General features: G+C 59.0%; 23 protein-coding genes and 1 other RNA gene. 11 read left to right on the top strand and 13 right to left on the bottom strand.

Annotated features, from left to right (window positions below; translation table 11 throughout):
* Positions 1-56: 56 nt before the first annotated feature.
* Positions 57-437, bottom strand: coding sequence for a DUF454 family protein (locus tag GKN89_RS19580; protein ID WP_019454167.1), 381 nt, complete (start codon positions 435-437; stop codon positions 57-59).
* 134 nt (positions 438-571) lie between these two features.
* Between GKN89_RS19580 and priC the strand changes: the two genes are divergently transcribed.
* A complete protein-coding gene (priC, locus tag GKN89_RS19575) occupies positions 572-1108 on the top strand; it encodes a primosomal replication protein PriC (RefSeq protein WP_025160057.1) in 537 nt (178 codons plus the stop codon).
* A gap of 106 nt (positions 1109-1214) precedes the next feature.
* The gene (gene rsmS / locus GKN89_RS19570; protein ID WP_016928837.1) at positions 1215-1394 is read left to right on the top strand and encodes a pleiotropic regulatory protein RsmS; all 180 of its coding nucleotides are present in this window, start codon (positions 1215-1217) and stop codon (positions 1392-1394) included.
* A 42-nt stretch (positions 1395-1436) separates the two neighbouring features.
* Here the strand turns inward: rsmS and mscK are convergent, their stop codons facing one another.
* The 3 genes from mscK to acrR all read right to left on the bottom strand — a co-directional run bounded on the left by mscK (position 1437) and on the right by acrR (position 5988).
* Complete coding sequence (gene mscK, locus GKN89_RS19565) at positions 1437-4820, bottom strand: mechanosensitive channel MscK (protein ID WP_154747591.1); 3384 nt, start codon at positions 4818-4820, stop codon at positions 1437-1439.
* A 100-nt stretch (positions 4821-4920) separates the two neighbouring features.
* Complete coding sequence (locus tag GKN89_RS19560; RefSeq protein ID WP_004940282.1) at positions 4921-5274, bottom strand: DsrE/DsrF/TusD sulfur relay family protein; 354 nt, start codon at positions 5272-5274, stop codon at positions 4921-4923.
* Positions 5275-5304: 30 nt separating this feature from the next.
* Positions 5305-5988, bottom strand: a complete 684-nt coding sequence (gene acrR / locus GKN89_RS19555) for a multidrug efflux transporter transcriptional repressor AcrR (protein WP_154747590.1) — start codon at positions 5986-5988, stop codon at positions 5305-5307.
* A gap of 142 nt (positions 5989-6130) precedes the next feature.
* On the opposite strand from acrR, the gene sdeX reads away from it, so the two are divergent.
* The 4 genes from sdeX (at position 6131) to ykgO (ending at position 11076) form a co-directional block, all read left to right on the top strand.
* Positions 6131-7318, top strand: coding sequence for a multidrug efflux RND transporter periplasmic adaptor subunit SdeX (gene sdeX, locus GKN89_RS19550; RefSeq protein ID WP_025160059.1), 1188 nt, complete (start codon positions 6131-6133; stop codon positions 7316-7318).
* A gap of 17 nt (positions 7319-7335) precedes the next feature.
* Complete coding sequence (sdeY, locus tag GKN89_RS19545; RefSeq protein ID WP_154747589.1) at positions 7336-10482, top strand: multidrug efflux RND transporter permease subunit SdeY; 3147 nt, start codon at positions 7336-7338, stop codon at positions 10480-10482.
* Between the two features lie 186 nt (positions 10483-10668).
* Entirely contained in the window at positions 10669-10923 is a 255-nt protein-coding gene (locus tag GKN89_RS19540) for a type B 50S ribosomal protein L31 (RefSeq protein ID WP_004940303.1), read from the top strand.
* Positions 10924-10935: 12 nt separating this feature from the next.
* On the top strand, positions 10936-11076 hold the full coding sequence (gene ykgO, locus GKN89_RS19535) for a type B 50S ribosomal protein L36 (RefSeq protein ID WP_004940304.1): 141 nt from the start codon (positions 10936-10938) through the stop codon (positions 11074-11076).
* 106 nt (positions 11077-11182) lie between these two features.
* Here ykgO and GKN89_RS19530 read toward each other — a convergent pair whose 3' ends face one another.
* Genes GKN89_RS19530 through GKN89_RS19520 form a run of 3 tightly spaced genes read right to left on the bottom strand, consistent with a single transcriptional unit; the run spans position 11183 to position 13654 of the window.
* A complete protein-coding gene (locus tag GKN89_RS19530) occupies positions 11183-12061 on the bottom strand; it encodes a metal ABC transporter substrate-binding protein (protein ID WP_019454173.1) in 879 nt (292 codons plus the stop codon).
* A 25-nt stretch (positions 12062-12086) separates the two neighbouring features.
* Complete coding sequence (locus GKN89_RS19525; RefSeq protein ID WP_019454174.1) at positions 12087-12944, bottom strand: metal ABC transporter permease; 858 nt, start codon at positions 12942-12944, stop codon at positions 12087-12089.
* Complete coding sequence (locus GKN89_RS19520) at positions 12941-13654, bottom strand: metal ABC transporter ATP-binding protein (protein WP_154747588.1); 714 nt, start codon at positions 13652-13654, stop codon at positions 12941-12943. The genes GKN89_RS19525 and GKN89_RS19520 overlap by 4 nt, the downstream gene beginning before the upstream one ends.
* 406 nt (positions 13655-14060) lie before the next feature.
* Between GKN89_RS19520 and GKN89_RS19515 the strand changes: the two genes are divergently transcribed.
* The 3 genes from GKN89_RS19515 to GKN89_RS19505 all read left to right on the top strand — a co-directional run bounded on the left by GKN89_RS19515 (position 14061) and on the right by GKN89_RS19505 (position 15195).
* Positions 14061-14414 carry a hypothetical protein gene (locus tag GKN89_RS19515; RefSeq protein WP_154747587.1) on the top strand — a complete coding sequence of 118 codons (354 nt, stop codon included), beginning with the start codon at positions 14061-14063 and terminating at the stop codon, positions 14412-14414.
* A 158-nt stretch (positions 14415-14572) separates the two neighbouring features.
* Positions 14573-14941, top strand: coding sequence for an Hha toxicity modulator TomB (gene tomB / locus GKN89_RS19510; RefSeq protein ID WP_004940312.1), 369 nt, complete (start codon positions 14573-14575; stop codon positions 14939-14941).
* A 50-nt stretch (positions 14942-14991) separates the two neighbouring features.
* Positions 14992-15195, top strand: coding sequence for an HHA domain-containing protein (locus GKN89_RS19505; RefSeq protein ID WP_004940313.1), 204 nt, complete (start codon positions 14992-14994; stop codon positions 15193-15195).
* A 322-nt stretch (positions 15196-15517) separates the two neighbouring features.
* On the opposite strand, the gene ffs is transcribed toward GKN89_RS19505, so the two are convergent.
* Positions 15518-15614, bottom strand: an RNA gene (gene ffs, locus GKN89_RS19500) — signal recognition particle sRNA small type.
* A gap of 156 nt (positions 15615-15770) precedes the next feature.
* On the opposite strand from ffs, the gene GKN89_RS19495 reads away from it, so the two are divergent.
* Positions 15771-16085: an MGMT family protein gene (locus GKN89_RS19495; protein ID WP_033642088.1), complete on the top strand. Its 315-nt coding sequence runs from the start codon at positions 15771-15773 to the stop codon at positions 16083-16085.
* Positions 16086-16149: 64 nt separating this feature from the next.
* Here the strand turns inward: GKN89_RS19495 and GKN89_RS19490 are convergent, their stop codons facing one another.
* On the bottom strand, positions 16150-16641 hold the full coding sequence (locus tag GKN89_RS19490; protein WP_154747586.1) for a YbaY family lipoprotein: 492 nt from the start codon (positions 16639-16641) through the stop codon (positions 16150-16152).
* A 231-nt stretch (positions 16642-16872) separates the two neighbouring features.
* On the opposite strand from GKN89_RS19490, the gene tesB reads away from it, so the two are divergent.
* On the top strand, positions 16873-17736 hold the full coding sequence (gene tesB / locus GKN89_RS19485; RefSeq protein WP_154747585.1) for an acyl-CoA thioesterase II: 864 nt from the start codon (positions 16873-16875) through the stop codon (positions 17734-17736).
* A 95-nt stretch (positions 17737-17831) separates the two neighbouring features.
* Here the strand turns inward: tesB and amtB are convergent, their stop codons facing one another.
* The 4 genes from amtB to smdA form a co-directional block, all read right to left on the bottom strand.
* The gene (gene amtB / locus GKN89_RS19480; protein ID WP_019454179.1) at positions 17832-19118 is read right to left on the bottom strand and encodes an ammonium transporter AmtB; all 1287 of its coding nucleotides are present in this window, start codon (positions 19116-19118) and stop codon (positions 17832-17834) included.
* Positions 19119-19154: 36 nt separating this feature from the next.
* Positions 19155-19493, bottom strand: coding sequence for a P-II family nitrogen regulator (gene glnK / locus GKN89_RS19475; protein ID WP_004940327.1), 339 nt, complete (start codon positions 19491-19493; stop codon positions 19155-19157).
* Between the two features lie 278 nt (positions 19494-19771).
* Positions 19772-21550, bottom strand: a complete 1779-nt coding sequence (gene smdB, locus GKN89_RS19470; protein WP_019454180.1) for a multidrug efflux ABC transporter permease/ATP-binding subunit SmdB — start codon at positions 21548-21550, stop codon at positions 19772-19774.
* Entirely contained in the window at positions 21543-23318 is a 1776-nt protein-coding gene (smdA, locus tag GKN89_RS19465; protein ID WP_370520244.1) for a multidrug efflux ABC transporter permease/ATP-binding subunit SmdA, read from the bottom strand. The genes smdB and smdA overlap by 8 nt, the downstream gene beginning before the upstream one ends.
* Between the last annotated feature and the right edge of the window lie 36 nt (positions 23319-23354).

Raw genomic sequence — 23354 nt, 5'->3', positions numbered from 1 at the left:
ACGAAAACGCCCAAATCTATGCAAACTGGCGGACAAATGCAACCGGCGGCGCACAATCAGCGCTGTTTTTGTTGCGACAGGTCAATAACCGGCAGGCGCAGCATAAAGGTCAGCAAAATAGCCAGCATCAGCAGCAACAGCCCGCGCACCCACCAGATTTTCACCAGCCACAGCGAACAGGCGAAGGTGAGCACGATCACCAGCACCGCCTTCCACTTCGCCCCCGGCGGCAGCGCGCGATGCTGCTGCCAGTGGCGCAGGTAAGGACCGAACCAGGAGCGGTGCAGCAGCCAGTGATGAAAGCGCGGCGAAGAGCGGGCGAAGCACCAGGCAGCCAACAGCAGGAACGGCGTGGTCGGCAGCAGCGGCAGCACCACGCCCAACGTCGCCAGCACCACCGCCAGCCAGCCTAAAATGATCAATAACCCACGCGTCATGCGGCTCTTCGCTCCTCAATCGGTTGCCGCCTACTGTAGCATCGGCGCCGCGCCGGCGGAATATGCGTGCGGCGCTTGTTTCACGGCAGGATCGCGGGCAAGCTTACGCCTGTTGAAATCAAGAGGGAGCTTATGTGAGCACTCAGCGTCTATTACAGGTGTTGGCACAGCAGATCGCGGCGCTGGCGGCCGAGGTCACCCCGCGCGGCGATGTTCCGATCCCGCAGGCGCGCTTCGACGCCGCCCTGTTCGCCAACCGCGGCACGCGGCTGCGCGACTATCTGGCCGAGGTGGAGAAAAACTTCGCCCAGTTGCAACACGCAGCCAACGACAGCCGCGCCAGTCAGGTGGCCTTTCTGGCCGAAAAGCTGGTAGCCCAGATCGCCGCCCTGCAGCGCGAACTGGCGACCCAGGCACTGCGGCGCAAGAACCAGCCGAAAGAAGCCCCCGAGGCCGATCTGTACCACAAGCTGGCCGAGCATCAGGACTACGAACGCCGGCTGATCGCCATGATTCAGGATCGGGAAAGCCTGCTGGGGCGCCAGACCACGCTGGCGGCGCAGCAAAAGCTGCAGCACGAGCTGGCGGCGCTGGAGGGGCGGCTGATGCGCTGTCGTCAGGCGCTGGCGCGCATCGAGCGCAATATCGAACGCAAAGAAAACGGTTTTTGAAGATTTATCACAATATTTTAATGATTATTCCCGGTTGCGCGCCGGGTTCACTATACTTTGCCGATACGTGAATTTTTCATCTCATTAATCAATAAGCGCAGGTGCCATGTCTCTGGAAAACGCCTCACCCGAACTGCAGCTGGCGGTAGACTTGATCTACCTGTTGGAATGCAACGAAATCGATCCGGCCACCGCACTGGCGGCGCTGGATATCGTCAAACGGGATTATCAGGAAAAGCTGCAGCGCGCCGGCGTCACCTCCCCCTATCTGCCCGCCGGACAGTAATAAGGGACAGCGCCGCTGTCCCTTTCGCCTCTTCTTTCTTCATCAGCCCGCCGTCTGGCCGCCTTCATCCGGCGACAGCGTTCTCTTCACTTCCTGCACTTCATTGCCCTGCTGGTTATGCAGATACACCTCCAGCTGATTGAAGGCAATGTCGATGCCGTTTTCCCGGCACAGGCGATCGATTGAGCGGTTCAATTCGTCCACGGTATAGCTGCGATCGCGCAGTTCGCGCACATACAGCCGCAGTTCGTGATCCAGCGTGCTGGCACCGAAGTTGAGGAAGAACACCTGCGGTTCGGGATCGGTCATCACCCGCGGATTGTCGTGCGCCGCCTGCAGCAACACCTTTTTCACCTTATCGAGATCGGAGCCGTAAGCCACCCCCACCTTGATCAGCACGCGAGTGATGGTGTCGGACAGCGACCAGTTGATCAGCCGCTCGGTGACGAACGCCTTGTTCGGGATGATCACCTCTTTGCGATCGAAGTCGGTAATGGTGGTGGCGCGAATGCGGATCCGGCTGACCGAACCGGAGAAAGTGCCGATAGTGATGGTATCGCCGATACGGATCGGGCGTTCGAACAGAATGATCAGACCGGAGACGAAGTTGGCGAAGATCTCCTGCAACCCGAAGCCTAACCCGACCGTCAAACCGGCGGCCAGCCACTGCAGTTTGTCCCAGGCTACGCCGAGCGATCCCAGAGCGACCACCGCCCCCACGGCGGTAATCAGGTAGGTGAGCACGGTGGTGATGGCGTAGGAAGTCCCCTGCCGCAGCTGCAGCCGCGACAGCACCACCACTTCCAGCAGACCGGGCAGGTTGCGGGTGAGAACATAAGCGACGATCACCGCGGCGATCGCCACCATCATATTGCCCAGCGTCACCGCCTGCGCCACGCTGCTGCCCGCCACGGTGCTGGTGTAATGCCACAGCGTGATGCTGTCCAGGTAAGCGATAACCGTCACCAAATCCGACCAAATGGCGTAGAAGGCGCTGGCGAAGATGGCGAACAGCACCAGGGTGGTCAGGCGCAGCGATTGCTGGTTGATCTGATCGAGCGCCAGCGGCGGCTCTTCCACCACCGGTTCGCCGCCTTCAGCCCCCTCTTTCGCCACGTTTTGCCGCCGCGCCAACGCGCGCCGGTAGGCCAGGCGCCGCGCCGCCACGCTCAGGCCGCGCAGCGCGGTCAGATACACGATATTCCACAGGAAGAACAGATACAGGCTGTCTATCCAACGGCTGGCCAATCGCAGCGTGGTATAGAAGTAACCGGCGAACATCAGCCCCAGCAGGATCAGCGGCGTGGCGGCGATGGCGGTAACCACCACCAGCCGCACGGCGTGCGAGCCCTTTTCGCGCCAGCTGTCGCGACACAGCGGGAACACCAGCACCGCGAGCAGCGCCAGCGTCAGCATCACCACGATCTGGCCGATGACGTCTTCCACCAGGCGCAGCGGCGCCTTCTCGCCCAATACCGACCAGAAGATCAACGGCTGCAGCGCCAGCCCCAGACGCAGCGTCTGACGGCGGTAATGCGCGCACAGATTGGCCCCGAAGTTGAAATGCCGCTCGGCGATACCGCCCGGTTTCAGCATCCGATAGCTGAAGCCGAACACCAGCCACGACAGCGCCAGCTGCTGCGACAGCGCCCAGATAAAGTCGCTGATGCCGAAATCGGCGCGATACATCCAGAAACCGATGCCGAGCAGCAGCGCGGCGCCTGGCAGTACCTTCAACAAGGTCAGCGCGATGGCCTTCGGCGTGTGCAGTTGGCTGTCGCGCTTCAGTTGCCCCACGTCGTTGGCCAGCTTTTGCAAATGGTTGTCGATCAGCCGGTAGCGCCAGCGCAACACGCCGATCGCCAACAGCAGCGGGATCAGGAACACCAGCGCATTCAACCCGCCCTGCACCAGCTTGCCGCCGTCAAATTTGATATCGAGCCCGGCGAGCTGATCGCGCACCGCCTCGGGCATCGCCTTGAGCCACGCCAGATCGACCGGTTTGTTGCTGTTGACCCAGAAAATCTGCTGGGTCAGCGTATCCTGCAACGAACCGTAGACGCTGGTCAGCTGCTGCTGGTTGATCTGCAGATTGATCGACAGCGACAGCTGGTTGCTGAGCTGCTTATTCAGCTGATCCAGCAGCTCGCGGCGCATATCGATAATTTCGTTCAGCGCGTCGATCACCTCCGGGCCGGCCTTTTCCTTACTCTCGGTCACCAGTTGGTTGATGTAATCCTCGCCCTTGAACAGATCGTCGCGCTGCTGATTGATGTCGAACTGCTCCAGCCGCAGATCGGCGATGCGCGTGTCCATGTCCGCCAACAGCGTGCCCTGCGGCAAACTTTGCTGCTGCTGATACAAAATGCGCGACAACACCAGGCTGCCCTTCAGCACCTGGATCTGCTCTTTCAGGTTACGCTCCGCCTGCAGCCCGCGATCGAGCCAGTTTTTGACCCGAATGTTCTGCTGGAATAGCGTGTTGCTCTCTTCGGTAGCGGCGATCAGCCGCTGGCTCAGTTGACGGTTGACGTCCAGCTGCTTGCTGACCAGCTGATCGTGCTGGATATCGGTGGCGTCTTCCGGGTTCTGCGCCTCTTTGGCGGTCTTTTCAGACAGCGTCAACCGCTTGCTGTTGACGATCTCCTGCAGCAGCTGCACCGAGCGATCCAGCGCGTCGATATGCGCCGTCGTGTAGTCGCGCTGCTTTTGCAGCAGATCCTGCAAAGTGGTATTGGCTTCCAGGCTTTTGCGCTGCAGCTCCAGCTGCGCGTTGAGCAGCGCCTGTTCGGTGGCCAGCATGACCTGTTGGCTGTTGCGCAGCGAATCTTGCCCCGGCGTCTGGCCGCTGAGTTGGCTGCGGATCTCCTGCAGACGCTGCGAAGCGGCATACATGGTGCTCTGCACCCGTTCAGGCTGAGTTTGCAGCGACACCAGTTGGCTGTTGTAAGTGGAGAGGCTCTCCTGCGCGCTTTGCAGTTCATCAAGCGTTTGATACAGCCGGCTTTCCAACTGGCGCAGCGACAGCGGCAATAGGGCGGCGCGCGCCGCAGCACTGTCTTCAGGCCGTTTCAGCGCATCCAGCTCGGCGGTGACCTGATTAAGCTTCGCCGGCGCCTGCTGCACCTGCTGTTTGAGCTGCGCAGCGTCCTGCCGGTTGCGCTCGATGGCGTCCAGCAGCTCCAGCGTACGGGTCAAATCCTGTTGGGAGAGCTTTTCGACCGGCGTCAGGGCTTTCTGTTTGTTCAGCGCTTCCAACTGGCTTTGCACTTCGCTACGCTGCGGCAGATCGCCGTTCAGCGCCGCCTGCGCCGGAAAGATGAACGCGCAAATCAGGAAAAGGAATGTCGCGGCGGCGATGCGCCGCCGGCATGCGCCGACAAACGAGAGCGGCGCCAGAGAAGGCAGAGTCAACCAGCGATGCATGATTTAGCTTCGGATCGGTAAAGAAGCCTGAAGATTATCACGATCGCCGGCGGGCAACGAACAACAAAAACGTTGCCGGTGATGTCCCGTTGTCGCGAAATCAGAAAGTCAGCACTTTCTCCGCCGCCAGCGTCCACTGCGCCAGCTCGACCAGCGTGCCGATCGCCACGCCGTCCGCCAGCGGCAGGCGGCTGACGCCGCGCGCGTCGGCGCAGGTCTTGCACAGCTTGACCGGCACCTGCTGCGCGGTAAGGATCTCCAGCATCTGCTGCAGATGGTACCCTTCGTGCGGCTGCTGCCCGGCCAGCCCGGCCACCACCGCATCGGACATCAGAAACAGCCGCAGGTCGAGGCTGCTCTGCTGCTCTTTCATCGCGATAGCCAACCGTAGCGCATTGAACAAGGATTCATGGCCATAGGCGGCGCCGTTGGCGATAAGAACGACTGATGACATGAAGTCTCTCCTTATACTTATCAAGACTTATTATAAAGGAAGGCGGCCGGCGTCTGGCGTTGTTGGCGTCGGCGCATCGGGTTTGAGGCGCAGGGTGGGGCAAAACTGCAGCATGTCCAGGAACGCGTCCACCAACGCTTCGGCTTCGGCCCGCAGATCAAAACTTTCCGGCATAAACAGCCAGTTTTCCATCAGGCCGGTGATATAACCGCGCAGGATGATCGCCGCCCGGCGAGTGTGCAGATCGCTGGGCAATTGCCCGTGATGTATGCAGTTATACAGCACGGCCTCGATGCGGTCATAACCGGCGAGATACAGCACTTTGCGCGAATCCAGCAACGGCATCATTTCACCGACAAACTCGCATTTGTGGAATATAATTTCCATCAACGCCCGCCTGCGGCAGTCTTCCACCGTAGACGTCAGAATGTAAATCAGAATTTCTCGGATAACCCGCAGTGGATTATCGGGAAACTTTGCCTGATACTCTGTCTCGAGCTGGTCAATTTTCGGCTCGGTAGATTCCCAAACTTCATTAAACAGGTCTACCTTATTCTTGAAGTGCCAGTAAATAGCTCCACGCGTAACCCCAGCAGCGGTGGCAATATCTGTCAGTGACGTTGCAGCAACGCCACGTTCAGAGAACTCTCTCACCGCAGCATCAAGGATTTGCTGTCGGGTTTCTTGTGCCTGCTGTTTGGTTTTTCGTGCCATGGCATTGTTATTTAGGGGGAGTGTGATTTACATACATTCGCGAATGTATGTACCATAGCACGCACATATAATTAACGCAGCAATGGGTTTTAAAGCTTGTGATCCATTGATCATTTTGAAATCGGACACTTGAGGTTTTTCTATGAACAAAAACAGAGGGTTAACGCCTCTGGCGGCCGTTCTGATGCTTTCAGGCAGCTTAGTGCTAACAGGATGTAACGATAAAGAAACCCAACAGCAAGGCGCTCATCAACAGGCACCTGAAGTGGGCGTAGTGACCTTGAAAGCCGAGCCTCTCAACATCACTACCGATCTTCCTGGCCGCACCGCTGCGTATCGTATCGCCGAAGTTCGCCCTCAGGTCAGCGGCATCATCCTGAAGCGCAACTTCGTTGAAGGCAGCGATATCAAGGCCGGGACGTCCCTGTACCAAATCGATCCCGCCACCTATCAGGCCAGCTACGACAGCGCAAAAGGCGATTTGGCCAAAGCGCAGGCCAGCGCTTCGATCGCGCGCGTGACGGTAAACCGCTACAAACCATTGCTGGGTACCAGCTATATCAGTAAGCAGGACTACGACAACGCCGTCTCCACGCTGCAGCAGGCGGATGCCGCCGTCGTGGCCGCCAAGGCCGCCGTGGAAACCGCGCGCATCAACCTGGCGTACACCAAGGTGACCTCTCCGATCTCCGGCCGCATCGGCAAATCCGCCGTGACCGAAGGCGCGCTGGTCAGCAACGGCCAGGCGACCGCCCTGTCCACCGTGCAGCAGCTGGATCCGATGTATGTCGACGTCACCCAGTCGAGCACCGACTTCCTGCGCCTGAAGCAAGAATTGGCCAGCGGCGCGCTGAAGCAGGAAAACGGCAAGGCTAAAGTGAAACTGATGCTGGAAAACGGCGCCGAATACGCGCAGGAAGGCACGCTGGAGTTCTCTGACGTCACCGTCGATGAGACCACCGGTTCCATCACCATTCGCGCTCTGTTCCCTAACCCGAACGATACGCTGCTGCCGGGCATGTTCGTGCGCGCTCGTCTGGACGAAGGCGTGCGCAGCGATGCGCTGCTGGTACCTCAGCAAGGCGTAACCCGCAACCCGCGCGGCGACGCGACGGCGCTGGTGGTAGGGGCAGACGACAAAGTTGAACTGCGCACGCTGAAGGCGGACCAGGCGATTGGCGACAAATGGCTGGTTACCGATGGCCTGAAAGCCGGCGATCGCGTGATCGTCACCGGCCTGATGAAAGTGCATCCGGGCGCGCAGGTAAAAGTGCAGGAAGTTGACACTCAGGCGCAAAAACAGCCGCAGTCTGAAGCGCAGAAGTCATAAAAAGGAGCCGGTAATACATGGCTAAGTTCTTTATAGATCGCCCAATTTTCGCCTGGGTTATCGCCATCATCGTCATGTTGGCGGGGGTGCTTGCAATAATGAAACTGCCAATTGCGCAGTATCCCACTATTGCACCGCCGGCGGTGAGCATTTCCGCCAACTACCCGGGCGCAGATGCCAAAACGGTGCAGGATACCGTCACGCAGATTATCGAACAGAACATGAACGGTATCGATAACCTGATGTACATGTCCTCCACCAGTGATTCCTCTGGTAGCGTCACCATTACCCTGACGTTTGAATCCGGCACCGATCCTGACATCGCGCAGGTTCAGGTCCAGAACAAACTGTCGTTGGCCACCCCGCTGCTGCCGCAAGAAGTTCAGCAGCAGGGCCTGAAAGTAGAAAAATCCAGCAGCAGCTTCCTGATGGTGGCCGGCTTCGTTTCCGACGATCCGAACATGACTCAGGACGATATTGCGGACTACGTGGCGTCCAACATCAAGGACCCGATCAGCCGTTCGTCCGGCGTGGGTGAAGTGCAGCTGTTCGGTGCCCAGTACGCGATGCGTATCTGGCTGGACCCGAACAAGCTGAACAACTACCAGCTGACGACCACGGACGTGACTTCCGCCATCACCGAGCAGAACAACCAGATCGCCGCAGGGCAGCTGGGCGGCCTGCCGCCGGTGCCGGGGCAGCAGTTGAACGCCTCGATCATCGCGCAGACCCGTCTGACTTCGCCGGAAGAGTTCGGCAAGATCCTGCTGAAGGTCAATACCGACGGTTCCCAGGTGCGCCTGCGCGACGTCGCTCACATCGAGCGCGGCGCGGAAAGCTACGCCGTTACCGCTCGCTATAACGGCAAGCCTGCCGCCGGTCTGGGTATCAAACTGGCTACCGGTGCCAACGCCTTGAACACCGCCAAAGGTGTGAAAGACGAGCTGGCCAAGATGGCACCATTCTTCCCGCAAGGGATGAAAGTGGTTTATCCGTACGACACCACCCCGTTCGTTAAAATCTCCATCAACGAAGTGGTGAAAACGCTGATCGAAGCCATCATCCTGGTGTTCCTGGTGATGTATCTGTTCCTGCAGAACTTCCGCGCGACGTTGATCCCAACCATCGCGGTGCCGGTAGTACTGCTGGGGACCTTTGCGATACTCGCGGCGTTCGGCTTCTCGATAAACACCCTGACGATGTTCGGTATGGTGTTGGCGATCGGCCTGCTGGTGGATGACGCCAACGTGGTGGAGGAAAACGTCGAGCGCGTGATGTCCGAAGAGGGGCTGCCGCCGAAAGAAGCCACCCGTAAATCGATGGGCCAGATCCAGGGCGCGTTGGTGGGTATCGCCATGGTGCTGTCGGCGGTATTCGTGCCGATGGCGTTCTTCGGCGGTTCAACCGGCGCCATCTATCGCCAGTTCTCGATCACCATCGTGTCCGCGATGGCGCTGTCAGTGCTGGTGGCCTTGATCCTGACGCCGGCGCTGTGCGCCACCATGCTCAAACCGATCCCGAAAGGCGATCACGGGGTTAAAACAGGCTTCTTCGGCTGGTTTAACCGCATGTTCGAGAAGAGTACGCATCACTACACCGACAGCGTGGGCAACATCCTGCGCAGCACCGGTCGCTACCTGATCATCTACCTGCTGATCGTGGTTGGCATGGGCCTGCTGTTCCTGCGCCTGCCTTCCTCGTTCCTGCCGGATGAAGACCAGGGCATCCTGTTGACCATGGTGCAGCTGCCTGCCGGCGCCACCGAATCCCGCACCAACAAAGTGCTGGAAGAAGTCTCCGACTACTTCCTGAACAAGGAAAAGGACAACGTGGTCTCGGTGTTTACCGTCGCGGGCTTCGGCTTCAACGGTAACGGCCAGAACAACGGTCTGGCGTTCGTCAGCCTGAAAGACTGGGGCGAGCGCCCAGGGGCCGGAAACAAGGTCGAAGCGATCGCGGGTCGCGCAATGGGTGCGTTCTCGCAGATTAAAGAAGGCCTGGTGTTCCCGTTCAACCTGCCGGCGATCATCGAACTCGGTACCGCAACCGGCTTCGACTTCGAACTGATCGACCAGGGCGGCCTAGGGCACGAAAAACTGACCGAAGCGCGTAACCAGCTGTTGGGCATGGTTGCTCAGCATCCGGACGTGCTGGTGGGTGTGCGCCCGAACGGCCTGGAAGATACGCCGCAGTTCAAACTGATCGTCGATCAGGAGAAAGCCAAGGCGCTGGGCGTCAGCATCACCACCATCAACAGCACGCTGAGCACCGCGCTGGGTGGTTCGTACGTCAACGACTTCATCGACCGCGGTCGTGTGAAGAAGGTGTACGTACAGGCCGAGGCGCCGTTCCGCATGCTGCCGGAAGACATCAACAAGTGGTACGTGCGCGGTACCAGCGGCCAGATGGTGCCATTCTCCGCCTTCTCTTCGGCGAAATGGGAATACGGCTCACCGCGTCTGGAACGCTATAACGGCTTGCCGTCGATGGAAATTCTCGGCCAGGCCGCACCGGGCAAGAGTACCGGTGAAGCGATGAACCTGATGGAACAGCTGGCGTCCAAACTGCCAAGCGGCATCGGTTACGACTGGACCGGCATGTCCTATCAGGAACGTCTGTCGGGCAACCAGGCGCCGGCGCTGTACGCCATCTCGATTCTGGTGGTGTTCCTGTGTCTGGCGGCGCTGTATGAAAGCTGGTCGGTGCCGTTCTCGGTCATGCTGGTATTGCCGCTGGGGGTTATCGGTGCCTTGTTGGCCGCGACGATGCGCGGCATGAACAACGACGTGTACTTCCAGGTGGGGCTGCTGACCACCATAGGTCTATCGGCGAAGAACGCCATCCTGATCGTGGAATTCGCCAAGGATCTGATGGAGAAAGAAGGCAAAGGCCTGATCGAAGCGACGTTGGAAGCGGTGCGTATGCGTCTGCGTCCAATCCTGATGACGTCTCTGGCCTTCATCCTCGGGGTTCTGCCGCTGGTTATCAGCAGCGGTGCGGGCTCCGGCGCACAGAACGCGGTGGGTACCGGCGTAATGGGCGGGATGATCACCGCTACCGTCTTGGCGATCTTCTTCGTACCGGTGTTCTTCGTGGTGGTTCGCCGCCGCTTCAGCAAGAAGAGCGAAGATCTGGAACACAGCCATCCGGTAGAGCACCACTGATCGCTCAGTGATGTGAGCTCCACCCGATAATCGAAAAGGCCGCGCATGCGGCCTTTTTCTTTTGCTTCAGTTGCTTAATGCAAACCGTTCTCATTAATTCACTCGTGAGTGCAATTTACGCTTGATCGTGATGTCAGGTCGGCGCATAATTGTTGTTATAGTATAACATTACACGAGAGAGCCATCATGAAACCCGGCATCCATCCCGATTACCGCACCGTGGTATTCCACGACGTCAGCGCCAACGCCTACTTCAAAGTGGGATCGACCATCAAAACCGATCGCACCATCGAACTGGACGGTGAAAGCTGGCCGTATGTCACCCTCGACGTCTCTTCCGCTTCGCATCCGTATTACACCGGCAAGCAGAAAGACTACTCCAAAGAAGGCAGCACGGCGCGCTTCCAGCAGCGCTTTGGCCGCTTTATCGGCAATAAGTAACAAGGAAACCCCATGCAGGTATTGAGTTCATTGCGTTCGGCGAAAAACCGCCACCCGGATTGCAAAGTCGTGCGTCGTCGTGGCCGCATCTATGTGATCTGTAAAAGCAATCCGCGATTCAAAGCGGTACAGGGACGTAAGAAAAAGCGTTAACTCCAAAGTGTCATCTGTCGCAAAGCCCCGTTGCTGCTCAACGGGGCTTTTTTTATGACGAGAAAGTGCCTGCAAGCTGTCCCCCACCCGCGGGCGGGGGCAGTGATTACTTCATGCTGCTCAGCAGCGTGTCGACATTGTGTTTGAACGCCTGCTCATAGGTGGCCGCCGGGCCGCCGGCACGGGAGAGCGCTTCCGGGTACAGCTCACCGCCCGCCTTGGCACCGGTCGCGGCAGCGATCTGTTTTACCAGCCGCGGATCGGTCTGGTTTTCGATAAAGTAAGCGTTAACCTTCTCCTGTTTAATCTGCTTAATCAGGCTCGCCACGTCGCTGGCGCTGGCTTCCGCTTCGGTGGAAAATCCGACCGGGGCGAGGAAGGTGACGCCATACTCTTGTCCAAAGTAGCCAAAGGCATCATGGCTGGTCAGCACCTTGCGTTTCTGCGGCGGCACAGCGGCGAACTGGTTTTTGGCCCACAGGTCGAGCTTTTGCAACTGCTGGATGTATTCCGCGCCGCGCTGGCGGAAATAGTTGGCGTCCTCGGGATCGGCGGCAATCAGGGCGTTCATCACATTGGTGGCGTACTGCACGCCGTTTTTCATGCTGTTCCAGGCATGGGGATCGGTAATCGGTTTGCCGTCCTCCTCCATCTGGCGGGTATTGATGCCCTGTGAAGCGGTGATCACCTGCCCTTTATAGCCCGATGCCCCGACCAGACGATCGATCCACCCTTCCAGCCCCAGGCCACTGACGAACACCACATCGGCCTGCGCCAGCTTTTTGCCGTCCTGCGGCGAAGGCTCGAAGCTGTGCGGATCGCCATCCGGCCCCACCAGCGTGCTGACCTTGACGTGATCGCCCCCCACCTGCTTGACGATATCCCCTAAAATGGAAAAGCTGGCGACGGCGTCAACGGTCTTCGCCATCGCCCATGGGCTGGCCAGCAGAGCAGCGACCGCCAGCGATATAGGTAAACGTTTCATACTTTCTCCTTGCAAATGGCACTTCTCAACGGCGCGCGAAGGCGTAAATGCCGCCGCGCGTTCCAAACAGGATCGAAACGAAAAAGATGACGCTGGCGCTGAGCACGATCGCCGGGCCGGCGGGCAGCGAAGCGTAATAGGACCACACCAGCCCAATCAGGCTGGAAAGCGCGCCGATGCCCATCGCCGCCGCCAGCGTCTGCGGCAGGTTGCGCGCCCAGAAGCGCGCGCTGGCGGCGGGCAGCATCATCAGACCGACCGACATCAGGGTACCGAGGATCTGGAACCCCGCCACCAGATTGACCACCACCAGCGCCAAAAACAGGCCGTGGATCAACGCTAACCGGCGCGGCGCGTTGACGCGCAGAAAGGTGACGTCAAAAGATTCGATCACTAACGCGCGGTACAGCGCCGCCAACGCCAGCAGCGAAACCGTGGCGATCGCGCCGACCATCAGCATCGCCTGCGCATCCACCGCCAGGATCGAACCAAACAGCACGTGTAGCAGATCCACGCTGGAACCGCGCAGCGAGACCAGCGTGACCCCGAGCGCCAGCGACCCCAAATAGAACCCGGCGAAACTGGCGTCCTCTTTCAGCGGCGTGCGGCGGCTCACCAGGCCGGACAGCATCGCCACCGCCAGCCCGGCGATAAAACCGCCCACGCCCATCGCCACCAGCGACATGCCGGAAATCAGATAACCGATCGCCGCGCCAGGCAACACCGCGTGGGACAACGCATCCCCCACCAGGCTCATGCGGCGCAACAGCAGAAACACCCCCAGCGGGGCTGCGCTGAGCGACAGCGCCAGGCACGCCATCAGCGCGCGGCGCATAAAACCGAAAGAGAGGAAAGGATCGATAAGCCCATGCAACAGCATCATGGCGCCACCGCCCGCAGACCCGGCTGCCGTTCGGCGGCCTGATAGCGCGGCACCTGTTCCAGCACGCGCTCGGCCGCGCCCCAATGGCACGCCTGCGGGGTCAGCAACAGCACCTGCGGAAAATGCTCGGCAACCATCGACATATCGTGCAGAACGGCGATTACCGTTCTCCCCTGCCGGTGCAATTGCGCAATCGCCTGCAGCAGGATCTGCGTGGTGGCGCTGTCGATGCCGGTAAAAGGCTCATCCAGCAGGATCAACGGCGCCTGCTGCACCAGCAGACGCGCAAACAGCACCCGCTGCAACTGGCCGCCAGACAGCTCGCCCACCGGGCTGTGCGCCAGCGCACTCATGCCGACGTTCGCCAACGCCTCATTAACCAGACTCGCGGCGCGCTTGTTCATGCCGCCGAACATGCCGCTTTGCGACCAACAGCCCATCGCCACCAGATCGCTCACCGCTATCGGAAATTGCCGATCCAGTTCCACCTGCTGCGGTAAATAAGCCCTGCGCGGCGGCTTTGCATCGTTAAAACTCAGGCAGCCCGCCAACGGCGGTAACAAACCGGCGAGGGTTTTCAGCAACGTCGACTTCCCGGCCCCGTTGACGCCCACCACCGCGGTTAACGAACCGGCGCTAAACTGCCCGTTCAGCGGCGGGAAAAGCGGCGTAGTGCCATAACCTATCGCCAGTTGGCGTAATGTGATCATGGCAGCGATACCGCCCAAAAAATGCCGAGCCACAACAGAGCCAATAAAACAGCGGCACCCGCACAACGCACAGCAGCGGAAGTGGTAAACAGTGAATTCAGTGACGGCGCGGCGTCATCTTGCGAAGTGGGGGTCAATGTCGTGGCCAGCAAGGTGAGTTAATAGTTATAATATAACATCACAATCACCGTAACGCCTCAAGTCCTACCGTGCCCATTAATGCAACGGAACGTAACAACCGACGAGACACCGCCCTCCGCCACTGTCATCCATATCAAAAACAGGGATATTCCCATTCTGCGCAAATGTTGTTTTAAGGTAAAAAACCGAAGTAAATCGAAAATTTTACCGACGAGAGCAGAAAAGGAGTAAGATAAGCGGATAACATTGCTGTTGGCCAAGATTAATGCGTGTTACCCTTGCCTGTAACCTGGACGTCAACGCACTTTCTGTTAAAGAATTAAAGAAAGTGATTAATGACAATATTGCGGAGTTAGTACCTGCGCTGACCAGCGGACTCGATTTTTATTCCGAAAGCGCACGTTACGCCGAAGATTCATTAGAAATACTTGATATAGTGCGACAAAGCGAGAGCGATTATTCAATGCGTTATCGCTATAAGTGGGGAATTTTTAATGCCTGCCTGGATATCAACAGCGAAGACACTCTCAGCGATAGCGTCCGGTTCTGTGTGACAGAGTGGGGTTTAATCTTCGACATCATTGATAACTCACGGCCATCAACTGCGGATGAATTGTAAGTTTACGTAATAACTGCAGGCCAAACGCGAAAAAATGATTTATATTAATTTTACGGGAAGTTTATTTAACCACCGTTAAGCTGCCTCCGTTCATGATGTAAATCAGCTTACTCACATAGTGTTATCACACCGCAATTAAGACTTACGGAGGGGATGATATGGATGAGTATTCGCCTAAGCGACACGATATTGCTCAGCTCAAATTCTTGTGCGAAAATTTGTATGATGAAGGTATCGCCACCCTGGGAGACAGTCACCATGGCTGGGTTAACGATCCGACATCTTCCGTCAACCTGCAGCTGAATGAGTTGATTGAACATATCGCTTCGTTTGTGATGAGCTATAAAATTAAATACATGGACGAATCCGACCTGTCGGAGTTAGTCGAAGAATATCTCGACGATACCTATACGTTGTTCAGCAGCTACGGTATCAATGATTCCGACCTGCGCCGTTGGCAAAAAACCAAGGCGAGATTATTCAGAATGTTCTCAGGAGAGGACATCTGTACGACAATGAAAACTTAGGGGATAATTATTCCCGAGCTATTTTACGGTTATTAAACTAAAAGGCCATCATGACTAAAACCGACTATCTGATGCGTTTACGTAAATGCACCACGATTGATACTCTCGAACGTGTTATCGAGAAAAATAAGTACGAGCTTTCCGATGATGAACTGGAGCTGTTTTACTCAGCCGCCGATCACCGTCTGGCAGAGCTCACCATGAACAAACTGTATGACAAAATCCCCACCTCCGTTTGGAAATATGTCAGATAATCAGCCCCCAACGCGTTGAGCCGATGCCTTTATCGGCCTCAATGTCAAAACTGAATACGTATTTTTCCTATTGACAACAAAATGTCATTTACGTTCCCGCTCGCCAGTAATAATGAATAGAAACAATTTTCTTTTAAATAGGGCGTGTTATGTCACTGTGCCCCAATATGCTCTCGCCTAATAGCCACTCATTCATTATCTGGAAAGTGCCGGAGGCAACGGCGGAAAGTAACGCACGCTCACTGCCAGGCGGAAAAGGGCATGGAGAAATGAAGCGATTCACGAGGAACAGACAACGAGCAGAAGCTCAAATGGGTGGGGGCCCTGCCAGCTACATCCCGGCACACACGTCACCTGCTGCGGCTGCTTCCTTCCGGACCTGACCGAGTTCACAAGTTAGTGTTGCGGGAGAACCAACAGGGCCCCCATTGACGGCTTCTGTACTCCGAAGCGGTGGGCATTATCGGCGATGCCCCACCAAATAGCAAGCCAACCGGGGCCAACCGCTGTTTTCTTGCCCACCTGCATTGTGGCACACTCTTCGCCTGGATTTTGATTCGCGCAGGAACAGCAACATGCAACCAGAAGACGCCTCTTTCAGCCAGCGGGTATTCCATATCGTGGCCGCCATTCCTTACGGCAAAGTCACCACCTACGGCGAAGTCGCCCGGCTGGCCGGTTCACCGCGCGCCGCGCGTCAGGTCGGCGGCGTACTGCGCCGTTTGCCGGAAGGCAGCACCCTGCCCTGGCACCGGGTGATCAACCGCCACGGCCAGATCTCGCAGCAGGGGGAGGATTTTCAACGGCAGCGGCAGGCCTTGCTGGCGGAGGGCATCATTTTCGGCCCGCACAGCACGGTCGATTTCGATCGCTACGGCTGGCGCTGGTAAAACAAAACAGCCTTTGGCCAAAGCGCAAAGGCTGTTGATTTCATCTTGCTGTACTGCAGTAAGATTACTGCATGGCGGTTGGCGCAGCCTGAATCGGCACACCCTGAACCGGAACCAGCAACAGATCGGCACGGGTGCCGTTGCGATTGACCACTTCCTGGATGGTGTCGGTAATAAACATCAGTCGCCCGTTGACCGTCACCGCTGCGCTCAGAATGATGCGCGCATTCGGTTGAATGTCAGACGGGTTATACGGCAGCGTAAAGCTGAACGGCGCCTGTTGCCCTTCAGTGCGTACCGCGCGCTGTGCAATCACTTTAGACGGCGCATCCGCCAGCGAGGCGTCAGAGAGGGTGACCGTCAGTACGGCGTCCGGCGGCAGCGCAATGCGCTGACGTATATTAACCGAACCTGTCACCGCCGGGCCCTGAATCTGCGTTTGCGCAGCCGCCGGGTTGCCGGCCGTCGGTGTAGGCACATCAGCATTCTTTTGCGCGCATCCTGCCAGCGTGATCGTCAGTGCCGCGGCACCGCCTACGATTTGCCAGAGTTTCATGGATCGGTCTCCTTTTTTATTATCAACATGTTGGTGGCTTTAACCACCGCACCCATTAAACTTAGCACAAAACACTGATAAATCCACTTTGCCCCACCTATTAATCACTTAGCCCGCCGAAAACGCTCACTATTAAGAGCATTCTCATCACCGCTTTAACGCCGGATGTTGACGCCGCGCCGTGATATTCCGCACACTGAACAAAATGATTATTAGAAAGGTAACAATTTTATGAGCCAGGCATTGCAAAACCTCCTCGATCTGCTGGATCTGGAGAAAATCGAAGAAGGGCTGTTCCGCGGCCAGAGTGAAGATCTGGGGTTGCGCCAGGTGTTCGGCGGGCAGGTGGTTGGCCAGGCGCTCTACGCCGCCAAACAGACGGTGCCGGATGAGCGCAGCGTGCATTCGTTCCACAGCTACTTCCTGCGTCCGGGCGACAGCAGCAGGCCGATCGTCTACGACGTGGAAACCCTGCGCGACGGCAACAGCTTCAGCGCACGCCGCGTCAGCGCCATTCAGCACGGCAAACCCATCTTCTATATGACCGCCTCCTTCCAGAGCCCGGAAGAAGGTTTCGAACACCAGAACCAGATGCCGGACGTGCCGCCGCCGGAAGGGCTGCTGTCCGAATCAGAGATCGCCCAGAAGCTGGCGCATATGCTGCCGGAAAAAGTGCGCGATAAATTTATCGGCCAGAAGCCGCTTGAAATGCGCCCGGTAAAATTCCACAACCCGTTGAAAGGCAGCGTGGAGGAACCGCATCGCTACGTGTGGTTCCGCGCCAACGGCAGCATGCCGGACGATCAACGCATCCACCAATACCTGCTGGGCTACGCGTCGGACTTTAACTTCCTGCCGACGGCGCTGCAGCCGCACGGCGTCGGCTTCCTCGAGCCGGGAATGCAGGTTGCTACTATCGATCACTCGATGTGGTTCCACCGTCCGTTCCGCATGGATGACTGGCTGCTGTATGCGGTGGAGAGCTCTTCCGCTTCCGGCGCACGCGGTTTCGTGCGCGGCCAGATCTACACCCGCGACGGCGTGCTGGTCGCCACTACCGTGCAGGAAGGGGTAATTCGCCAGCGCGACGCTTGAACCGCGACATGACATAAAGAAAGGGGCGATGTTTCCATCGCCCCTTTTTGCTTCATCATTATTTTACTGTTTAGCGCACTGCCCTGCTTCGAGTCTTACTGGTTGTAGGCGCTCTCGCCGTGGCTGTTGACGTCCAGTCCTTCGCGTTCCTGCTCTTCCGGTACTCTCAACCCCACCATGGCGCCCGCTATCTTGAAGGCGATAAAGGCGGCGACGCTCGACCACACCAACGTGATCAGCACGCTCACCAGCTGGATCCAGACCTGATGGCCCATCGTCACCCCTTCGGCATAGCCGGTGCCGCCCAGCGAAGAGGCGGTGAACACGCCGGTCAGCAGGCAGCCGACGATTCCGCACACCCCGTGCACGCCGAACACGTCGCAGGTGTCGTCCACCTTCAGCCATTTCTTCAGCGTCACCACGCCCCACAGGCCGGCGACGCCGCCCACCAGGCCGATGATCAACGCCCCGCCCACGCCCACGGTGCCCGCCGCCGGCGTCACCGCAACCAGTCCGGCGATCATACCGGAGCAGGCGCCCAGCAGCGAAGGCTTGCCGCGCAACACCCACTCGGCGAAGGTCCAGGACAGAATGGCGCCTGCGGTGGCGACGACGGTGTTGAGGAACGCCAGCGCCGCAATGCCGTTAGCCGCACTGGCGGAGCCGGCGTTGAAGCCGAACCAGCCGATATACAGGATGGACGCCCCGGTAAACACCATCGGCAGGTTGTGCGGTTTGAACGCCTCTTTACCGAAGCCGGCGCGTTTGCCGATCAGGTAGGCACCGATCAGCCCGGCGCTGGCGGCGTTAATGTGCACCACGGTGCCGCCGGCGAAGTCCAATGCACCGTCGGTGGCCAGGTAGCCGCCGCCCCACACCATGTGCGCGATCGGCAGATAAGACAGGGTGAACCACACAATCGCGAAGATCAGCACCGCCGAGAAGCGAATGCGCTCGGCGAAGCCCCCCACCACCAGCGCCACGGTAATGCAGGCGAAGGAGGCCTGGAAGGCGACGTGGATCATCTGGCTGATGCTGCCGGTAACGCTGTCGATGCCGATGCCTTTCAGCATCGCGGTTTCGAACCCGCCGAACACCGCATTGCCCTCGCTGAACGCCAGGCTGTAGCCATACAGCACCCACAGCACGCAGACCAGCGCAAAGGTAACGGTGACCTGCGTCAGCATCGACAGCACGTTTTTGCCGCGCAGCAGGCCGCCGTAAAACAGCGCGATGCCCGGCAGCGTCATGAACAGCACCAACGCGGTGCAGATCATCATAAAGGCGTTGTCGGCCTTATCGGCGACCGCCGGGGCGGCCAGAGCCAAAGAAGGAACCAGGGTTACCGAACTCAGGCCCAACATGGATAACAGTCTTTTCATTATCAATCCATCCCCATTACTTAACTGAGTTCGCGGTTACAGTGCCGATTCGTCGGTTTCGCCAGTGCGAATGCGGATCACGCGTTGCAACTCGGCAACGAAAATTTTGCCGTCGCCGATTTTGCCGGTGTAGGCGGCTTTGCTAATCACATCAACCACTTCATCCAACTGATCGTCGGCGATGGCGATATCGATTTTGACCTTGGGCAGGAAGTTGACGTTATATTCGGCGCCGCGATACAGCTCGGCATGCCCCTTCTGGCGGCCAAAGCCCTTCACTTCGGTTACGGTCAACCCTTGAATGCCCACGGAGGACAGGGCCTCGCGCACGTCCTCCAACTTGAACGGTTTGATTACCACGGTCACCAGCTTCATATTGCCCCTCCACGAATTAAGCCCAAACTCACCCCTGGTACGCGTCATATGTAGCAAGGGCTGTGCCAAATTTAATTTTCCATGGCGATTCAGCAGATTAGCGGGCAGGCGGGTGCCGCCGCGACGCAGCGCGGCACCGATACCTTGAATGGGTTAAATAATGCGCACTGATTTGGTGCGCATCGCGTCGAAAAAGTGCAGAAAGAGGGCATGGCGCTGGCGAGTTGCCTGCTGGTGGTGCGTTAGGAAGAAAGATGGGCCGCGATCGCGGCCCATGTTCAGGCGGGTTGGCTCTCCTCACGCACCGCTTCCGCCAGCTGCTCGCCCGCCAGCTGCAGTTGGTACATCTGGTAGTAGCGTCCCTGTTGCGCCAGCAGCTGCTGATGGTTGCCCTGCTCCACCGCCTGGCCGCGATGCAGCACCAGAATGGAATCGGCGTCGACGATGGTCGACAGCCGGTGGGCGATCACCACCAGCGTAGTGTGCTCGCGGATCACGCGCAGCGCCCGCTGAATCGCCTGTTCAGTGCCCGAGTCAATATTGGCGGTCGCCTCATCGAGGATCAGGATCTGCGGCGCCTGCACCAATACTCGCGCCATCGCCAGCAGCTGTTTCTGCCCGACCGACAGGTTATTGCCCTGTTCCCCCAGTCGGGTATGGATCCCCTGCGGGAAGCCGCGGACCAGATCCGCCAGTTGCACCGTTTCCAGCGCCCGCCAAACGGCCTCTTCATCGATGTTGCGCCCCAGCGTCACGTTGGCCAGCACCGAATCGGCGATCACCACCGGATCCTGTTGCACCATCGCCACGCCCTGGCGCAGCGTACGATGCGACAGGCTGGCAAGCGGGCGACCGTCGAGGCGCACTTCCCCCTCGCTGACCGGGTAATAACCCATCAGCAGGTTGGCCAGCGTGCTCTTGCCGCTGCCGGTGTGACCGACCAGCGCCACAAAGCCGCGCGAAGGCACCGCCAGCGAAATATGCTGCAGCACCTTTTTGTCCGCACGGTAGGCGAAGCTCAGGTCGGTGATGTCGATACGCCCGCCGGCCAACGGGCGATCGTCGGCGCCGTAACTCTGCTGGCTGCGATCCATCAGTTCGAAAATACGTTCGCCGGCCACCACCGCTTGCTGCAGAATCGACTGCTGTGACGTCAGCTCGATCAGCGGTTCGTTCAAGCGCCCCAGGTAGTTGATGAAAGCGTAGAGTACGCCGACGCCAATCACGCCTTCACCGCTGAAGCCGAACAACATCAGCAAGCCGCACAGCACCAGCGCCGAAAACAGGCTGAGCAGCGGCCGCAACAGGAAACCGTCGAGCCGCAGAGTCTGCATGCGCGCGAGGTAGTGCGACTGGCTGGCGGCGCTCATGCGCTCGCCGAAGCGCACCTGCTGGCGGAACTGCTGAATCACGCCCATGCCGTTGATCACTTCGTTGAAGCCATCGTTGATGTCCGCCAGATAACTGCGTACCCGGCGCACGATCGGCGTGCTGTAGTATTGATAGATGCCCATCACCACAAACACCGCAGGGAAGATGCAGATGGCCACCAGCGCCATGCGCCAGTCGAGGCTGAACATCGCCACCAGCATGGTGCCGATCAACGCGGCGCTTTTCAGTACGGTGGAGACCACCATCACGTACAGATCCTTGATCACTTCGGTGTCATTGGTAACGCGCGAGATCAATTGACCGACCGGTTGCGTGTCGAAAGCGCTGAGCGGCTGGCGCAGCGCAGCGTCCATCACGTCGGTGCGCAGCCGTTGCACCACGCCCACCGCCGCCCGGTTGAACAGCAGCGCCTGAAAGTAGTGCAGCGCCGCCGCCAACAGCTCCAGGAGAATATAAGCCGCCGCCAGACCGCCGACGATCATCATCGGCAGTTGCCCTTTGGCAACGTAGTTATCGATAAAATAACTCACCAGGATCGGCCCGGCGACTTCCGCCGCCGCCGCCACCCACAGCATCAGCACCGCCAGCCCCAGCGGTTTGCGGTACGGCGAGCCATAGGCCAGCAGCCGCTTCAGCGTCGGCCACAGCTTTTGCACTTTATTCATCGGCCAACGCCTCCTCACCGTTTTCCGGCGCTTCGTCCAGCGCCGCTTCCAACTGCTGATAACGGTACATATCGCGATACCAGCCCGGCTGCGCAGCCAGCGACGCCGGATCGCCGCGCTGCGCCACGCCGCCGTGCTGCATCACCAGGATCTCGCTGGCTTCGGTCAATGCCGACAGCCGGTGCGCACTGATGATCACCGTGCGATCCTGTCCCCAGCTGCGCAGGTTGTGCAGGATCTGATGTTCGGTACGGCCGTCCACCGCCGACAGCGCGTCGTCGAGGATCAGGATTTCCGCATCCAGCAGCAGCGCGCGCGCGATGGAGATGCGCTGTTTCTGCCCGCCCGACAGCATCACGCCGCGTTCGCCAACTTCGGTGTCATAGCCCTGCGGCAACCGCAGAATGTCCTCATGGACGCTGGCCAGCCGCGCCGCCTGTTCGATCTGCGCCTGCGTCGCCCCCGGCTGGCCCAGCGCGATATTGTTCGCCACGGTATCGGAGAACAGGAACGGCGTCTGGCTCACTACCGACAGCCGTGAACGCCAATCGTCGAGTTTGACCTGCAGCAGCGGCAGACCGTGATAGCGGATCTGCCCTTCATCGACGTCGAACTGACGCTGGATCAGCGACAGCAGCGTCGACTTGCCGGCCCCGGTCGGCCCGCACAGCCCCAGCATCTGCCCCGGTTTCAGCGTCAGCGCCACGTCATGCAGCGCCGAGTGCAGATTTTCCGGATAGTGGAACGCGCGGATATCCACCTCCAGCACGCCGCGCCCGGCCGGCAACGCCTGCGGGCCGTCCTGCACCGCCGGCGCCTCGTCGAGCAGGCTGCGGATACGGCCGTAGGCCGCGCTGCCGCGCTCGACAATGTTGAACATCCAGGCCAGCGCCAACATCGGCCAGATCATCAGGCCGAGGTACATCACAAAGCTGGTCAGTTGCCCGAGCGTCAGCGAACCGTTCACCACCATCCAGCTGCCGCCGCCGATGGCCAGCAGATTGGAGGCGCCGATGGCGATATAAATGGTCGGATCGAAGCGCGCATCCACCCGCGCCACGTGCATGTTTTTGGCGCCGGTCTGCGCCGCCACCTCGGCGAAACGGTTGGATTGGTGATCTTCCAGCCCGAAGGCCTTGATCATGCGGATGCTGGTCATGCTTTCCTGCGCCTGATCGTTCAGGCTGGAAAACGCCGCCTGCGCCGATTTAAAACGCTGGTGCAGCTGGTCGCCGTAATATTTGATGGCGATCGCCATCAGCGGCATTGGGATCAACGCCAGCAGCGTCAGCTGCCAGCTGATTTGGGTGCTCATCACCACCAGCACCACCAATCCCATCACCAGCGAATCCACCAGCGTCAGCACGCCTTCACCGGCGGCGAACACCACGCGGTCCACGTCGTTGGTGGCCCGCGCCATCAGATCGCCGGTGCGGTGGCGCAGGTAAAACGCCGGGTTTTGCCGGCTGAGCTGGCGGTAAAAGTTTTCCCGCAGCTCGACCGCCAGCTGGTAGGAGGCGCCGAACAGCAGCACCCGCCACACATAGCGCAGCAGGTAAACGACGATCGCAGTGCCGATCATCAGCCCAAGCCAGGCCATCAGCACGCCGGTAGACATCTGTTTTCCGGTGACGCCGTCCACGATAATGCCGACCAGCTTAGGCGGCAGCAGTTGCAGGATGGCGATGACGATCAGCAATACCACCGCGCCCAGGTAGCGGCGCCACTCCCGGCGGAAGTACCAGCCGATTTGTGCAAATAATCTCACGCAGTTTGATTCCAGGGTTTTATGGGATTTGTCTCT

The sequence above is a fragment of the Serratia sp. YC16 genome (assembly GCF_009707615.1).
Lineage (GTDB): Bacteria > Pseudomonadota > Gammaproteobacteria > Enterobacterales > Enterobacteriaceae > Serratia > Serratia surfactantfaciens.
The sequence above is the reverse complement of the archived record's forward strand: the minus strand, read 5'-3'. Positions and strand labels throughout refer to the sequence as shown.

What these genes read in the sequence shown, in the direction of transcription:
- GKN89_RS19580 (WP_019454167.1), bottom strand. Translation starts at nt 437, where the DNA reads ATGACGCGTGGGTTATTGATCATTTTAGGCTGGCTGGCGGTGGTGCTG.
- rsmS (WP_016928837.1), top strand. Translation starts at nt 1,215, where the DNA reads ATGTCTCTGGAAAACGCCTCACCCGAACTGCAGCTGGCGGTAGACTTG.
- mscK (WP_154747591.1), bottom strand. Translation starts at nt 4,820, where the DNA reads ATGCATCGCTGGTTGACTCTGCCTTCTCTGGCGCCGCTCTCGTTTGTC.
- GKN89_RS19560 (WP_004940282.1), bottom strand. Translation starts at nt 5,274, where the DNA reads ATGTCATCAGTCGTTCTTATCGCCAACGGCGCCGCCTATGGCCATGAA.
- acrR (WP_154747590.1), bottom strand. Translation starts at nt 5,988, where the DNA reads ATGGCACGAAAAACCAAACAGCAGGCACAAGAAACCCGACAGCAAATC.
- sdeX (WP_025160059.1), top strand. Translation starts at nt 6,131, where the DNA reads ATGAACAAAAACAGAGGGTTAACGCCTCTGGCGGCCGTTCTGATGCTT.
- sdeY (WP_154747589.1), top strand. Translation starts at nt 7,336, where the DNA reads ATGGCTAAGTTCTTTATAGATCGCCCAATTTTCGCCTGGGTTATCGCC.
- GKN89_RS19540 (WP_004940303.1), top strand. Translation starts at nt 10,669, where the DNA reads ATGAAACCCGGCATCCATCCCGATTACCGCACCGTGGTATTCCACGAC.
- ykgO (WP_004940304.1), top strand. Translation starts at nt 10,936, where the DNA reads ATGCAGGTATTGAGTTCATTGCGTTCGGCGAAAAACCGCCACCCGGAT.
- GKN89_RS19530 (WP_019454173.1), bottom strand. Translation starts at nt 12,061, where the DNA reads ATGAAACGTTTACCTATATCGCTGGCGGTCGCTGCTCTGCTGGCCAGC.
- GKN89_RS19525 (WP_019454174.1), bottom strand. Translation starts at nt 12,944, where the DNA reads ATGATGCTGTTGCATGGGCTTATCGATCCTTTCCTCTCTTTCGGTTTT.
- GKN89_RS19520 (WP_154747588.1), bottom strand. Translation starts at nt 13,654, where the DNA reads ATGATCACATTACGCCAACTGGCGATAGGTTATGGCACTACGCCGCTT.
- GKN89_RS19515 (WP_154747587.1), top strand. Translation starts at nt 14,061, where the DNA reads ATGCGTGTTACCCTTGCCTGTAACCTGGACGTCAACGCACTTTCTGTT.
- tomB (WP_004940312.1), top strand. Translation starts at nt 14,573, where the DNA reads ATGGATGAGTATTCGCCTAAGCGACACGATATTGCTCAGCTCAAATTC.
- GKN89_RS19505 (WP_004940313.1), top strand. Translation starts at nt 14,992, where the DNA reads ATGACTAAAACCGACTATCTGATGCGTTTACGTAAATGCACCACGATT.
- GKN89_RS19495 (WP_033642088.1), top strand. Translation starts at nt 15,771, where the DNA reads ATGCAACCAGAAGACGCCTCTTTCAGCCAGCGGGTATTCCATATCGTG.
- GKN89_RS19490 (WP_154747586.1), bottom strand. Translation starts at nt 16,641, where the DNA reads ATGAAACTCTGGCAAATCGTAGGCGGTGCCGCGGCACTGACGATCACG.
- tesB (WP_154747585.1), top strand. Translation starts at nt 16,873, where the DNA reads ATGAGCCAGGCATTGCAAAACCTCCTCGATCTGCTGGATCTGGAGAAA.
- amtB (WP_019454179.1), bottom strand. Translation starts at nt 19,118, where the DNA reads ATGAAAAGACTGTTATCCATGTTGGGCCTGAGTTCGGTAACCCTGGTT.
- glnK (WP_004940327.1), bottom strand. Translation starts at nt 19,493, where the DNA reads ATGAAGCTGGTGACCGTGGTAATCAAACCGTTCAAGTTGGAGGACGTG.
- smdB (WP_019454180.1), bottom strand. Translation starts at nt 21,550, where the DNA reads ATGAATAAAGTGCAAAAGCTGTGGCCGACGCTGAAGCGGCTGCTGGCC.